A 15,279-nucleotide genomic window follows, 5' to 3' on the forward strand; every position below is an offset into this window, starting at 1 on the left:
GTGATACAATGTCAAATGGAAAAGATTCAAAACAAATCGATGTTTTACGTTTTATATATGAAAAAGTTAAAAAACATGGTTATCCACCAACTGTTCGAGAAATTTGTAATGCCGTTGGACTTTCTTCAACATCGACTGTACATGGACACCTTTCTCGTTTAGAAAAAAATGGATACATTCAACGAGACCCTAGTAAACCTAGAGCCATTGAAGTAACACCAATTGGTCTAAAAACAATTGGTGCTACAGCTACTGCTATTCCAATGTTAGGAACCGTTACTGCTGGTGCTCCTATTTTAGCAATCGAAGAGGCAAATGGATTCTTCCCCATTCCACCAGACTTACAACAAGATGCAGAAGACTTATTCATGCTGACCATTAAAGGAGACAGTATGATTAACGCAGGAATTTTCGATGGCGATTCTGTTATCGTACGAAAACAATCCACTGCTTCTAATGGTGAAATCGTCATTGCAATGACTGAAGAAGACACTGCCACATGTAAAAGATTTTTTAGAGAATCTGACCATATTCGTTTAGAACCGGAAAATGATCAACTAGATCCGATTATCTTACCTAATGTAACTATCTTAGGAAAAGTAGTCAGCCTCTATCGTAATCGAATTTTTTAATAACAATTATAGTAAACTCTTTGTTTTTTAACGAAGAGTTTTTATTTTGTAGAAAAAATCTTTCATAGTAGTAAGCGTAAAAGTTGCCGATGGGCAACTTTTACTAGGAAATTTCGAGACCTTAGGGTCGAAATTTAGACATGAGACTCACTTTTGCGAGGCTGCTACCGTCCTTTACTACTATATAGAAAGATCTATTTCAAATATTAAAATGTTTTTTGGACTTTCAACATATTTGTTGAACCTGTTTCTCCAACTTTAAGACCTGCAGTAATAATTAATAATTCTCCTTTTTCAGCAAATCCTTTTTCTAACACGGTATCATTTGCAAGCTTAAACATTTCATCAGTTGATGTAGGTCTATCGATTACAAAAGGTTGAACACCCCATACTAATGCTAACGCACGTTGTTGACGTTCAGTGTATGTGATAGCCATAATATTTGCACTTGGACGATATTTAGAAATCATTTTTGGAGTATGACCAGATTGAGTTGCAGCTACAATTGTTTTAACATCTAAGTTTTTAGCTGTATGAGCTACTGAACGAGCAATCGCTTCTGCCACATCTGTTGCATCATAAGTTTTTAGTTTAAATTTATCTTGTCCACGTAATTCTCGTTCAGTACGTACACAAATGCTTGCCATTGTTTTAACAGCTTCTACTGGGTAGTCCCCTGCTGCAGATTCACCAGATAACATTACTGCATCTGTACCATCGAAGATAGCATTTGCTACGTCTCCTGCTTCCGCACGAGTTGGGCGTGGATTACGTTGCATTGAATCTAACATTTGTGTAGCTGTGATTACTGGTTTACCACAAGCATTACATTTCTTAATTAAAGCTTTTTGAACGATTGGAACTTCCTCTGCAGGAATTTCAACACCCATGTCTCCACGAGCAACCATTAAACCATCAGATAAAGCTAAGATTTCGTCAATGTTGTCGATACCTTCTTGGTTTTCAATTTTAGGAATAATTTGAATATGAGTTGCATCGTATTCTTCTAATAAATCTCTGATTTCTTGAACGTCTGATGCACGACGAACAAAACTTGCTGCGATATAGTCGATATCATTTTCAATACCGAAGATAATATCTGCTCTATCTTTTTCAGTGATTCCTGGTAATTTAGTACTTACGCCTGGAACGTTAACACCTTTTTTGTTTTTAACAACACCGCTGTTATTTACAACTGTTACGATTTCGCCATTTGCATGGTCAATTTCAGTAACTGTTAAACCTACTAAACCATCATCGATTAAGATAGTAGATCCAACTTGAACATCGTTAATTAATTCTGGATAAGTAATAGAAATTTTTTCTTTAGTTCCTAATACTTGTGTCATTGAAATACGTAATACATCTCCAGTGAAGAATTCTAATGCTCCACCTTCCATATCATGTGTACGAATTTCTGGTCCTTTTGTATCTAATAAGATAGCAATCATTTTACCAGTTTCTTGACGTACTTTTTTAATATTGTTAATACGTGCTAAATGTTCTTCATGGTCTCCATGAGAGAAGTTTAAACGTGAAACGTTCATCCCTGCTTCTACTAATGCTGTTAATTTTTCAATTGATTCACTTGCTGGTCCAATTGTACATACAATTTTAGTTTTTTTCATAAAAAATTACTCCTTAATTAAAATGAAATTTCTTTATTTAATTGATATAATTCTAAGTTTGGTACATGTTTTCCATTTGCTAATGTTTCTACGATGTCGTTATAAACAACTTCTTCGCCACGAACACCAACGCAAACTCCACCAACGCCTTCTTTTAATAGGTCGATTGCTTTCGCACCTAAACGACTTGCTAATACACGGTCACGAGCAGTTGGTGAACCACCACGTTGAACGTGTCCTAATACTGTTACACGAGTATGGAAATCTTCATCGTATTCCCATAATTTCTTAGCAAATTCATCGCCACTCATTACACCTTCAGCCAAAAGAATAATCGTGTGTTTTTTACCCTTTGAACGACCACGTTTTAATTCAGTAGCTACTTCAGCAATATCAAATTCTTTTTCAGGAATTAAAATTTGTTCTGCTCCACTACCAATACCAGTCCATAAAGCAATATCCCCTGCATTACGTCCCATTACTTCAACAATAAATGTACGAACGTGACTTGTTGCAGTATCTCTTAAACGGTCAACTGAATCCAATACAGTATTAATCGCTGTATCAAAACCAATTGTAAAATCTGTACCTGGAATATCATTATCAATTGTTCCTGGAACACCAATCGTTGGGAATCCTAATTTCGTTAAAGCTACCGCACCTTGGTAACTTCCATCTCCACCAATAACAACTAAACCTTCGATACCGAATTTTTTCAATTGTTCGATTCCTTTTTCTTGACCTTCACGGTGTGCAAATTCAGGATAACGTGCAGAATATAAGAAAGTACCTCCACGGGCAATTATATCTCCAACATCAGAAGCTTCCAATTTACGGATGTCTCCTGCAACTAATCCTGCAAATCCATAGTTAATTCCATAGACTTCAAATCCTTCATAAATCCCTTTACGAACGATGGCACGAACTGCAGCATTCATACCTGGTGCATCTCCACCACTTGTTAAAACAGCAATACGTTTCAAGCTATTCACCTCTTAAAGTTAATTTTGGAACTCTTTTCCAATTTCTTTTCCTATTTTACCACTTTTCTACAAAAATGTCTTTTCTTTTCATTAGCGAAAAGGTTTTCGTTTTATAATTTTTACATTTTCTTCTCCGACAATATTAGAAATGGCTTTTAAAGTTTCAGCATCGACAACTATTCCAGAGTTAAAATTCATTTTTAGAACCTGATCTTTACTCTCGATGTATAAAAGAACGGTTGTGTCTCCTGGATTATTAATAATGACATTTCTAATTTGATCAAACACTTCTTTATTTTGTAGATCTTTTGTAATTTTAATATAGCATTTTATCGAAGTTGCCTGCGCTAATCCTTCTACTTCAAATAAGCTTAACACTTGTTGAACTTGTACTTGCCATTTTGAATGCAGATTTTTTCTTGTTTTTCCTTTTAATAAGACTAATTGATTTTCTTCTAATGCGGAAAACACTATTGGATAAACTTCTGAAAATACAACAAATTCCATTTCACCCGTTTCATCTTGAATGGTTCCGAACGCCATGGGTTCACCTTTTTTTGTACGAGTCTTACGAATATTTTTTAGAATTCCTAAAACTGATACTTGTTTTGATTCATAAATCGATGAAATTCGATTCGCTTTTTGCTTTTTATATAATATTTCATAAGGTTCTGTTGGAAATGTTGATACAGGAAATCCTAATACCGCAATTTCTCGTTCAATTCTCTCAATAATATTACCGTCTTCTTCTTCGAAATATTTTGGATACATTTCTTCATTCAATTCTAAAGAGAGATTACTTCCATGGAACTTGACGCTTTCAACAACAGCATCAATCGTAGCTCGTAATGTAGCACGATTTTTTCCTAATTCATCAAAAGCTCCTGCATCAATTAAAGCTTCCAACACTTCTTTTTTACAAAATCGTTTTCCAATTCTAAATGCAAAATCCATAAAGTCACTATATGGACCATTTTGTTTTCTTTGAGTAAGAATTTCTTGAATAAGATCCCTTCTTAATCCTTTAATGGCATTTAATCCAATAAAAATCCCATCTGCCGTTGCATGATATTCTTCTAAGCTTGTATTAATCGATGGATTTTTAATAACAATCCCTCTTTGTTTTGCTTCTATAAAGTAAGTTTGTAATTTTGGAGAACGATCTCCAACAAATCTTAAAATCGCCGTATAAAAAGCACGTGGATAATGTGTCTTAAAATAAGCTAATTGGTACGCCAATAAGGAATAGGCAAATGCGTGCGAACGGTTAAACCCGTAATTCGCAAAGCGCTCAATATATTGATACACTTCTGTTGCACTAGCTACATCGATGCCTTTTTCGATTGCTCCTTCGATAAAATGAGATTTTTCTTTTTCTATTACTTTACCGTCTTTTTTCCCAATAGCACGGCGTAAAATATCTGCTTGTCCTAATGTAAATCCAGCCATTTGAGATGTTACTTGCATAACTTGTTCTTGATAAACCATAACTCCGTATGTAGATTGAAGAATCGACTCTAATATTGGATGTGGATATTTCACAACTTCTTGTCCATGCTTACGCTTAATAAAAGTATCAATTTGCTCCATTGGACCTGGTCGATATAATGCATTCACTGCAGCAATATCTTCTAAATTCGTTGGTTTAAGTTTCTTTAATACCCGGCGAATCCCATCTGATTCAAATTGGAATATTCCATTTGTATCAGCATTTTGGAATAATTCAAGAGTCTTCTCATCATCTAACGGGATTTCGTTTAAAATAATTTCTTGTTGATAAATTGATTTTGTTAATTCAATTGAATCATGTAAAATCGATAAATTCGTTAACCCTAAAAAGTCCATTTTTAACAATCCAATTTGTTCCACATATTTCATCGTATATTGTGTAATTGGCAATTGTTGATCTTTATCCATTAAAGGAATTACTTCTGTTAGTGGTTTATCATATAACACTACTCCAGCAGCATGTGTGGATAAATGTCGTGGTAATCCTTCAATTCGACATGCCGTTTCAAAAATCAATTGATTTTTTGGACTTCTCGAAACTAATGCTTGTAAACTTTTTGACTGTTCATATGCACTTTTCAGATTAATCCCTAGCTGATTTGGAACTGCCTTAGACCATTCTCCGGCTTGCACGGTTGTAACACCTAATACTCTACATACATCTCTTAGCGCTTGCTTACTTCCAAAAGTTCCAAAAGTCGCAATTTGCGCAACATGATTTTCCCCATATTTTCTTCGTACATACGCTAATATGTCTTCTCTTCGATTATCTGGAAAATCTAAGTCAATATCGGGCATCGTATATCGTTCTGGATTTAAGAACCGTTCAAATAATAATTGATACTCAATGGGGTCTAACTTTGTAATATTTAATAAATAGGAGACTAATGAACCTGCGGCAGAACCACGTCCAGGGCCTGTTTGAATACCTGCTTCATGCGCATATTTCATAATATCCCATACAATCAGGAAATAATCGTCAAATCCCATTTGATGAATAATAGATAATTCGTAATTTAGTCGAGATTGATACTCTTCATTCACTAATTCTTTGTCGTTTAAAGATTGCTGACAAATTTCTTTTAAATATTCTTGACTCGCTTTTCCTTCAAGAGTTTGGAATTTTGGAAGTAACAGTTTATGCTTTGGAAGTTCCCATTTCAACGAATCAACAAATTCTTTTAATTGATGAACTAACTTTCCTTCTAATAGAGTTGACCATTGTTGCGTCAAAGTCTTCTCATCTTGCAAATAATATTGCCCACTCACTTCTGCTTGAGTTGTACTAAGTGTTTCACCTTCTCCAATAGCTTTTAATACTCGATAACTAAAATCATCTTCTGCTTTTAAATAGAATATTTTAACAAAAGGAAGAAGTTTCATCGAAAAATCTTGTCCCCATTTTTCCAATTGTTCTAATGAAATTAGCAAAGGGCGGTTTGGTTCAATCCCTAAATAAATAGTTGAAAAATAATGCTCTTCAGCTTCAAACAACCATCGTTGAAAAGCCACTTCCCCATTCGAACATTCCAATGCCCATTCACTATTTTCTTGTGGGAAAACTAATTGTAAATGTTTGGAGCCTTCTTTCATTTTTTGTTCCATGTCTTTTGTAACTACTTTGGATTTTTGATATTGAGTCGATAATTCGATTAAGGTTTGATATCCTATTTCATCTTTTGCATAGACAATCATGGATGATAAGACTTCAGCATTTCTCCATTGCTTATATTGAAAAACACAACCAATAATTGGTTCGATATTCTGCTGACGACATAAATTATAAAATTCAATTGCGCCATGCAAGACACCTTCATCTGTTAAAGCTAACTTTTGATATCCTAACGATTTTGCAGTCATGACATATTTATATAAATCAATGGTGCTTTTCAATAAGCTATAGCCACTAGTAACTTGTAAAATTGTAAATGTCATAATGATTCCTTTCTATCATTTCTTCTCATTCATTATAACGGCTGAATAGAATTTTGTACAAATATTGTGGTGTTGTTTTTGATAAAAGGTTTCCTCAAACTTCAAGAAATTTTACTTGTATGAATTAGTAGGATTGACTATAATGAAATTGAAAGAAGGTGTCGAAATGAAATACCTCGTAACTTTTGTTTGGGGATTTATTTTAAGTCAAGTGACCTATTATTTAGGTTCTGCATTAGCTCAATCTCCATATAACTTTACAAATGCTGTAGTCGTTGGAGTATTAATTTCATGCGGAATTGTTTTAATCCAACATGTCTTCATGAAACCAACCAAAACAGCACCACAAACACATCAATAAAAAAAGCATCTCTTGGAGATGCTTTTTTTATTTTAAGAAATTACACAAAACCACTCATAGTAGCTCAATAGCAGTGAGACTCGCTTCGCAAGGCTGCTTGCGTCCTAAGCTACTATAGATTAGTCTTATTTAAATATTTATTGTAATTATTGTTCAATCTCACGTTCTTGCGCCCACTCAAAATGGAACACTCCAGATTTATCCACACGATTATAAGTGTGAGCACCAAAGTAGTCACGTTGCGCTTGAATTAAGTTAGCTGGTAATACTTCTGAACGATATGAATCATAGTAAGCTAACGCACTTGAGAATGTTGGAACAGGAATTCCTGCTTGAACAGCTGTCACAACAACTTCACGAACAGCTTCTTGATAAGATTCTGTAACATATAAGAAGTATTTATCTAATAATAAGTTTTTCAATTCTGGATCACGTTCAAAGGCATCTGTGATTTTTTGTAAGAATTGAGCACGAATAATACATCCAGCACGGAAAATTTTCGCAATTTCCCCATAATTTAAGTCCCAATCAAATTCTTCACTTGCCACACGCATTTGAGCGAATCCTTGCGCATAACTCATAATTTTAGAGAAATACAAACCTTTACGAACTGATTCGATTAACGCTTGTTTTTCAGTATTTGATAATTCAGGAACTTTAATTGGAGATAATTCTTTACTAGCAATTTCACGTTCTTCTTTTAATGTAGAAATATAACGTGCAAATACAGATTCAGTAATTAACGGAAGTGGAACACCTAAGTCTAATGCACTTTGAGAAGTCCATTTACCTGTTCCTTTATTTCCAGCTGTATCCATAATCACTTCAACCATTGGCTTACCTGTTTCAGGATCTTTTTTCGTTAAAATATCTGCAGTAATTTCAATTAAGTAACTATCTAATTCACCAGTATTCCATGATTTGAATACTTCTGCAGTTTCTTCTACTGACAATCCACCTACACGGCGTAAAATATCATAACTTTCAGCGATTAATTGCATATCTCCATATTCGATACCATTATGAACCATTTTTACATAATGACCTGCTCCATTTGGACCAATATAAGTTACACATGGTGCACCATCATCTGCTTTCGCAGCAATTTCTTCTAAAATTGGTGCTACTAAATCGTACGCATCTTTTTGTCCACCTGGCATAATAGCAGGGCCTTTTAATGCTCCTTCTTCACCACCAGAAACTCCTGTACCGATAAAGTTAATGCCCGAGTTAGCTAACATTTCATTACGACGCATTGTATCTTTGAAGAATGTATTGCCCCCATCAATTAAAATATCACCTTTATCTAAATGTGGTAATAAACTTTGAATAGTTTTATCTGTTGCTTCTCCAGCTTTAACCATTAATAAAATTCTTCTTGGTTTTTCTAATGAAGCTACAAATTCTTCCACTGTATAAGTTGGAACTAATTTTTTTTCTGGATGTAATGCAATCACCTCATCTGTTTTTGAAGATGAACGGTTAAAAATTGAAACCGAATAACCACGACTTTCAATATTTAAAGCTAAATTACGACCCATTACTGCCATACCAACGACACCAATTTGTTGTTTTGACATTTAAAATTCCTCCAATTTTCAATTTAATTTACTTACACATCATACCAAAATTTGTAATTTTAGGAAAGCTATTTGCATTTAAAGAAAATTTTCATTGACAATACTACTTGAGTATTTCTTACAATTCATGTAAACTAACAATGATTTTAATTAAAGGAGAGATATTAGTGTCAAGAAAACCAAGTAAAAAACAAAAACGTAATCTTTCAACAATGGAAAAAATCACTCGTGTTGTTGTATGGTTTATGTTATTAGCAACATTAGGTGTAATTGTATTCCAATTTGCAATAACTGTTATGAATTATAAATAGTAAAAAGAGGCTGGGCAAAAAGTCTCAAAAATAGAAGAAAGCACGTCCCGATTTTGACTGAAATCAAAATTAGGACGTGCTTTTTAATAAATTCAGTAAAATCAAGGGGGATAAACCACCCTTGATTCATATTATTTAAGATATATTTCCTTAATCTCTGCAAATTCATCCCTAAAAAGAGCAGACCAATGTCATTATGAACTGCATTTTTACCTCTAACATGAGTTCTGCGCATGCCAAAATTGCGCTTCATTTGACCGAAAACTGGCTCAACTTCAATTTTTCGTTGAGCATATATACTACTTCCACGGTCACTATGTAACGCTTCTTTAATCGTTTCTTTATAAGATTCCCAAACTTGGTTTACACGGATTTGACGTTGTTGTCCAGTAGGAGTTTTCGCTAATTCATCCAATGCTTCTGTTTCTTGAATTGAATCTGTCTCATACACTTTAAATCTACGAGTAAATCCATTCTTATCGTTTCTTGTTGAATAATATTTAAAACTAAATTTTACACCTAAATGATCAATATAATAATCTTCCTCTTCATTGTAATACCAATTTTGTCTATTAGATGGATCATTTTTAAATTTCTTCGTTTGTTCTTTTTCGTACATTGTGTAAGGAATCAAAGGTGTCTTTTCATACTCTTCAAGAATCAATTGATAGTTTTCTTCACTACCGTATCCAGCATCCGCAATAATAATAGAAAATTTGTCTAATAGTTTAAATGAATTTAAAAATGGTTTAAGAGTACGCATATCTGTAGGATTAGGAAATACATCAAAACCTAAAACATATTGATGATTCGTTGCGATTTGAAGATTATAGCCAGGTTTTAATTCTCGATTTTTCATGGCATCTTCTTTCATACACATAAAAGTAGCATCGTTATCTGTTTTAGAATAACTATTCCGGTTATCAAATGTTTCCTTAGCTATCGTATATTTTTCTTTACGAGGCAGAAAATCTTTTTCAAGTTGACGTTTAAAAGAATTTAACAAGCGTTTTTTCTGTTTGTTTTTAGAACCACCAACAATATGTTTAGGTTCTTCTTCAATGAGTTCTTCTAACTGTTCTAGAGAGTTATTAGTAGCTTCAATCATGGCATGAACACCATATTCAGTAATTTTTTCTTCTTCTGATAAAGCAATATTCACTTGATTTTGAATTAATTGATCATATAATGTACTAATTTTTTCATTTAAAGCTTCATCATATCTTTCAATAGCTTTACGCCATACAAATGAATAACGATTGGCATCTGCTTGAACTTTTGTACCATCAATAAATAAACTATCTGAATCAATAATATGATAGTGTTGGAGTAATAAAGTAAAGTATACGAAAATGTTTTTAATGATAGAGGAAAACTGTTCATTACTTCTAAAATTATTAATAACATGGTAACAGACATAAGTTTGTTGAGAAAGCCACTGCATCGGAATATTTTCTTCATTTAATTGAACAATTTTTCTACCACTATACGTAGAACGAGTATAAGCGAAGAGAATCATTTTTAATAACATACGAGGATGATGAGCAGGTCTACCCATTTTTGATGTTGTATTAGGAAAGATAATAGAATCTGGAATAGAATCTACAAACTGATTAATAAATTGAGCAATGTGGTTTTTAGGGACGGTTAATGTAAAATTTAGTTCTAAAGTATCTGTTGGTGTGGTATAATTTTTGTACATAGGAGTCACCCTTTCTTATTTTATTTCATTCAAACTTATTATAACAGAGGTAGACTCCTATGTTTAATTTATAAGACTAAAAAGCACTATAAAATCCTGTTTCAGAATTTTATAGTGCTTTCTTCTATTTTTGAGACTTTTTGCCCAGCCTCTTTTTCTTTCGTTAAAATTCAGCTTTTAAAGCTTCTACTTTATCTAATTGTTCCCATGGTAAATCTACATCTTTACGTCCAAAATGTCCGTAAGCAGCAGTTTGTTGGTAAATTGGTCTACGTAATTGTAATGTTTCAATAATTCCTTTTGGAGTTAACTTGAATACTTTACGAATCGCGGCAATTAGTTTTTCTTCTGAAACATGATTTGTTCCAAAAGTATCCACAGAAATCGATACTGGTTGAGCTACCCCAATTGCATAAGCTAATTGGATTTCACATTTATCTGCTAAACCTGCAGCTACTACGTTTTTAGCAATATAACGAGCAGCATAACTTGCTGAACGGTCTACTTTAGTAGCATCCTTTCCAGAGAAGGCTCCTCCACCATGACGAGCATATCCACCGTAAGTATCTACGATAATTTTACGTCCTGTTAATCCAGAATCTCCAACCGGTCCACCGATTACAAATTTTCCTGTTGGATTAATGAAGTAACGTGTCTCATCATCTAATAATTCACTTGGTACAACAGGTTTAACAACATATTCTAAAACATCACGATGAATTTGTTCTTGAGAAATTTCTTCATCATGTTGTGTACTAACAACAATCGTATCAATACGTTTTACTTTATGATCAGTAGTGTACTCAACAGTTACTTGAACTTTGCCGTCTGGGCCTAAGTAATCTAATTGTTTTTCTTTACGAACTTTTGCTAATTGATAAGCTAATTGATGACTTAGATAAATTGGCATTGGCAAGTAAGTATCTGTTTCATTAGTAGCAAAACCAAACATTAACCCTTGGTCTCCTGCACCAAACTCTTCTTGTTGTCCACGAGTTTCTAAAGCATCATTAACCCCCATTGCGATATCTGGTGATTGCTTATCTAAAGAAACCATTACAGCAATGCTATCCGCATCATAGCCATACTTACGATCAGCATAACCAATGTTGCGAATCGTATCTCTAGCAATTTGTTGATAATCGACTGTAGCGGTTGTTGTAATTTCACCAACTAATATGACTAAACCTGTATTAACGACTGTTTCGCAGGCAACACGAGCGGTTGGATCTTGTGCTAAAATAGCATCTAATACTCCATCACTAATTTGGTCTGCGATTTTATCGGGATGTCCTTCTGTAACTGACTCCGATGTAAATAAAATTTTTTCCATTGTTTTCCCCCATTCAATTCCGGTTACAAGGCATCTACACATTGTGCATCCTCTCGGGAATATCATATTTTTTTAAGACTCAACCATTATAGCATTATTTTTCAAAATTCCTAGTATTATTTCTCTTTTTTATTCATTTATTTTGTGAAAAGGTTATGTAATCGTTTAAATTCTGCTTGACAAGCTGGATTAATTTACCTATCATGAAAATAAAAAAGTAAATTCGAGGTAATTTATATGTCCGTAAATACATTGGCACCTCAAGAAATATCTTATATGAAGCAATTGACAAATCCATTATGGAGTTTCATTTTAGCTCCTATCAGTTTTTCATTTTTAGGATTTTTTCTAGCCATTAAAACAAATGCTATTCCAATTTCTGATGTACTCGTATTATATTTTTTCTTGTTTATTCTAAACTTACAAGAAATGATGTATTCAAAATTTTATAAAGTTCCAAAACGTGGGCAATCCGTTGTACTACTCTTTACGAACTTCTTGCTACTTCTTCCAATTGTTTATTTTGTACAAACCTTTGGAATTCGAATTGGAATTATCGCAGCTTTAGTTGTCGGAGTAAATCATAGTTGGATTTTCCATTTACAATCAAATCATCCAGCATATGCATATCATGTACTATTGAATGCTTTAGCAAAATTCACAGTTGGAAACTTTTTAATGTATTATACAATTACTCATCAAATTCCTAACAGCATTTTCCAAGTATTTCTCTGCTATGCAATTTTTGGAATTAGTATCATTCAATTTAAACAAAAGGCAATTGAGCGTCATCAGTCTGAAAAATTAGAATTTCCTGTTTGGAGCTTATTCTTATCATTTGCATTAAACTTATGTTGGATCATTTCTTATCCAATTAGTTTTTATGTTTTAGGAGATCACTTTTCATTATTTGCTTTAATTTTAATTAGTATTAGTGGAATTATTCCAATTTTGTATCATCTTCTTTTAAAGAAATCTGAGAAACCTAGCCGAATTGGTACCTATTTCTATTGGTACGCTACATTATTAACGATTTTAATTGGAATTTTTTATCAATTATAGAAGAATCCCTTCGTCTTTTGGATGAAGGGATTTTTTAGTACAAAAAACCTTCTTGATTTTTCAAGAAGGTTAATCTTTCTATTAACGACGACGTTCTTGGATACGTGCTGCTTTACCACGTAAGTTACGTAAGTAATATAATTTAGCACGACGAACTTTACCGTAACGAACTACTTCAATTTGTGCTACACGTGGAGTGTGTATTGGGAACGTACGTTCCACACCAACACCGTTAGAAACTTTACGTACTGTGTAAGTTTCGCTGATACCAGCACCACGACGTTTAATAACAACACCTTCGAAGATTTGGATACGCTCACGAGTTCCTTCAACTACCTTAGCGTGAACACGTACAGTGTCACCAGGACGGAAAGCAGGAATATCAGAACGTAATTGTTCTTGTGTTAAGCTATCGATTAATTTGCTCATGTTTTTTCTCCTTCCAACAAACATTCATGATTTGGCCGAATGTCCAATCAGCGGAATATCGTTCTATATGGATAGTCTCCTATCCACTTTTGAGAGTTTATCATATAAATGAATACTTGTAAAGTATTTTTACTTTACTTTTTAAAATTTTCTTTTGAGTGTTCTAAAGCCATACGATATAAGGACAATACATGTGAATCATCTAAAGAATACCAAACATATTTTCCAACTTTTCTTGATTTGACAATACGATTGGATTTTAATTTTCGGAGTTGATGGGAAATGGCCGATTGTTCCATTTCCATAAAAGATACGATTTCTTCTACAGTCATTTCCTGTTTTTCATATAATAACGCAATAATCTTTAAACGAGTGACATCTCCAAAAACTTTAAATAATTGACTCATTTGTAGCCATAATTCTGATTCTTGAAATATTGTTTCCTTTTGCATTTGATCATTCTGAGATTGTTTCTGATTCATGATTTATGCTCTCTTCTTGAATAATTTCTTGTAATAATTTTTCTTCTTCTTTATCTAATGAATAATTCTCTAATAAATCAGGTCTTCTTTGATAGGTTCTTCTTAAAGATTCTTTTTTCTGCCATGTAGCAATTTTTGCATGATTTCCACTAAATAATACTTCCGGAACTTCCATTCCTTCATATTCTCTTGGGCGAGTATATTGAGGATGTTCTAATAATCCCATCGAATGAGAATCCCCAATAGCTGATTCATAATTGCCAAGTACATCTGGAATTAATCGAACCGTCGCATCAATCATCACCATTGCCCCTAATTCTCCACCTGTTAAAACAAAATCTCCAATGGAATATTCATCAGTTACTAGTGTTCGAATACGTTCATCATACCCTTCATAATGACCACAAATGAAAACAAGATGTTCTTCCTTAGCTAATTCTTCAGCATCGGATTGACTAAATTTCTTCCCTGCTGGATCTAGTAAAATTACTCTCTTTTTAGTTGTTGGAGTTTTCTGCTCTAAATCTTTTAATGCACGGTCAATCGGTTCTACTTTTAATAATAAACCGGCTCCTCCACCAAAGACATAATCATCTACTCGATTATGCTTATGAAAGGCAAAATCTCTAAAGTCAATAGTATGAAATGAAATCTTTTCTTTCTCAATAGCTCTCTTCATCATCGATTGTTCCATCGGTGCAAACATTTCAGGGAATAACGTTAAGACATCAATTCTCATTTTAGTCAAACAACCCTTCTAGAACATGGATAAACGCTTGTTTATTTTCTTTATCGATTTTATAAACGACTGGTTCGATAAATGGAATTAATAAGTCTTTCTTTCCTTTTTGTTTGACGACCCAAACATCATTGGAACCTGGAGATAATATTTCAGATACTTTTCCTAAATATTCTCCTTCATCAGTAATAATCTCTAACCCAACAACTTCATGATAATATAATTCGTCATCTTCCAATTCTTCTAGAGCATCACTTGACACTTTTAATAAACAATCTCTATAGCCTTCCACATCTTCAATTCGAGGATGATCTTCAAATGTTAATAAATCAAAATTTTTATGACGTCGGTGGCTTTTAATCACAAGTAATTTTTCAAACTCACCATCTCTAAATAAAGCTAATTCTACTCCTTTTTGATAACGCTCTTCTGCGAAATCCGTTGTAGAAATCACACGAACTTCCCCTTTTAATCCTTGTGTATTTACAATTTTTCCTACTTTAAAATATTGTGACATTTTTTCTACTTCCTCCTCACAATTCATTACTGTTATCATACGTGAGAATTGAACAAAATTGCAAACAAAATCCATT

The 15,279-nt window shown here is 33.4% G+C and carries 13 protein-coding genes, 1 pseudogene and 1 riboswitch; of the genes and pseudogenes, 4 read left to right on the forward strand and 10 right to left on the reverse strand.

The genetic code is table 11. The features are described from left to right. Positions 1-8 precede the first annotated feature (8 nt). On the forward strand, positions 9-632 hold the full coding sequence (gene lexA / locus LK443_RS08870; RefSeq protein ID WP_227931547.1) for a transcriptional repressor LexA: 624 nt from the start codon (positions 9-11) through the stop codon (positions 630-632). Positions 633-850: 218 nt separating this feature from the next. Here the strand turns inward: lexA and pyk are convergent. The 3 genes and pseudogenes from pyk to dnaE all read right to left on the reverse strand — a co-directional run. Then, a pseudogene (gene pyk, locus LK443_RS08875) lies at positions 851-2,260 on the reverse strand (pyruvate kinase); the annotation flags it as partial. 17 nt (positions 2,261-2,277) lie between these two features. Continuing rightward, entirely contained in the window at positions 2,278-3,243 is a 966-nt protein-coding gene (gene pfkA / locus LK443_RS08880; protein WP_227931548.1) for a 6-phosphofructokinase, read from the reverse strand. A gap of 90 nt (positions 3,244-3,333) precedes the next feature. Next, a complete protein-coding gene (gene dnaE / locus LK443_RS08885) occupies positions 3,334-6,687 on the reverse strand; it encodes a DNA polymerase III subunit alpha (protein WP_227931549.1) in 3,354 nt (1,117 codons plus the stop codon). A 142-nt stretch (positions 6,688-6,829) separates the two neighbouring features. On the opposite strand from dnaE, the gene LK443_RS08890 reads away from it, so the two are divergent. Next, positions 6,830-7,048 (forward strand): YjzD family protein, encoded by a 219-nt coding sequence (locus tag LK443_RS08890; RefSeq protein ID WP_227931550.1) that lies wholly within the window; start codon positions 6,830-6,832, stop codon positions 7,046-7,048. A 146-nt stretch (positions 7,049-7,194) separates the two neighbouring features. On the opposite strand, the gene gndA is transcribed toward LK443_RS08890, so the two are convergent. Next, positions 7,195-8,628 carry an NADP-dependent phosphogluconate dehydrogenase gene (gndA, locus tag LK443_RS08895; RefSeq protein ID WP_227931551.1) on the reverse strand — a complete coding sequence of 478 codons (1,434 nt, stop codon included), beginning with the start codon at positions 8,626-8,628 and terminating at the stop codon, positions 7,195-7,197. Between the two features lie 167 nt (positions 8,629-8,795). Here gndA and LK443_RS08900 point away from each other — a divergent pair, with 167 nt between their 5' ends. Further along, positions 8,796-8,939 carry a DUF4044 domain-containing protein gene (locus LK443_RS08900; RefSeq protein WP_227931552.1) on the forward strand — a complete coding sequence of 48 codons (144 nt, stop codon included), beginning with the start codon at positions 8,796-8,798 and terminating at the stop codon, positions 8,937-8,939. Here the strand turns inward: LK443_RS08900 and LK443_RS08905 are convergent. Next, the gene (locus LK443_RS08905; protein ID WP_227931553.1) at positions 8,923-10,641 is read right to left on the reverse strand and encodes an IS1182 family transposase; all 1,719 of its coding nucleotides are present in this window, start codon (positions 10,639-10,641) and stop codon (positions 8,923-8,925) included. The genes LK443_RS08900 and LK443_RS08905 overlap by 17 nt on opposite strands. A gap of 163 nt (positions 10,642-10,804) precedes the next feature. After that, entirely contained in the window at positions 10,805-11,974 is a 1,170-nt protein-coding gene (gene metK, locus LK443_RS08910) for a methionine adenosyltransferase (RefSeq protein WP_227931554.1), read from the reverse strand. Continuing rightward, positions 11,972-12,047, reverse strand: a riboswitch (SMK box riboswitch). (Overlaps the previous gene by 3 nt.) A gap of 203 nt (positions 12,048-12,250) precedes the next feature. Between metK and LK443_RS08915 the strand changes: the two genes are divergently transcribed. Continuing rightward, on the forward strand, positions 12,251-13,036 hold the full coding sequence (locus tag LK443_RS08915; RefSeq protein ID WP_227931555.1) for a hypothetical protein: 786 nt from the start codon (positions 12,251-12,253) through the stop codon (positions 13,034-13,036). Between the two features lie 81 nt (positions 13,037-13,117). Here LK443_RS08915 and rplS read toward each other — a convergent pair whose 3' ends face one another. The 4 genes from rplS to rimM form a co-directional block, all read right to left on the reverse strand. Continuing rightward, complete coding sequence (gene rplS, locus LK443_RS08920; protein ID WP_227931556.1) at positions 13,118-13,465, reverse strand: 50S ribosomal protein L19; 348 nt, start codon at positions 13,463-13,465, stop codon at positions 13,118-13,120. Between the two features lie 134 nt (positions 13,466-13,599). Further along, positions 13,600-13,947 (reverse strand): ArsR/SmtB family transcription factor, encoded by a 348-nt coding sequence (locus LK443_RS08925; RefSeq protein ID WP_416217195.1) that lies wholly within the window; start codon positions 13,945-13,947, stop codon positions 13,600-13,602. Continuing rightward, on the reverse strand, positions 13,922-14,686 hold the full coding sequence (gene trmD, locus LK443_RS08930) for a tRNA (guanosine(37)-N1)-methyltransferase TrmD (RefSeq protein ID WP_227932491.1): 765 nt from the start codon (positions 14,684-14,686) through the stop codon (positions 13,922-13,924). The genes LK443_RS08925 and trmD overlap by 26 nt, the downstream gene beginning before the upstream one ends. 1 nt (position 14,687) lies before the next feature. Beyond that, positions 14,688-15,203 carry a ribosome maturation factor RimM gene (gene rimM, locus LK443_RS08935; RefSeq protein ID WP_227931557.1) on the reverse strand — a complete coding sequence of 172 codons (516 nt, stop codon included), beginning with the start codon at positions 15,201-15,203 and terminating at the stop codon, positions 14,688-14,690. Positions 15,204-15,279 lie beyond the last annotated feature (76 nt).

Origin of the sequence: Granulicatella elegans (assembly GCF_020735385.1) — a bacterium.
Lineage (GTDB): Bacteria > Bacillota > Bacilli > Lactobacillales > Aerococcaceae > Granulicatella > Granulicatella elegans_B.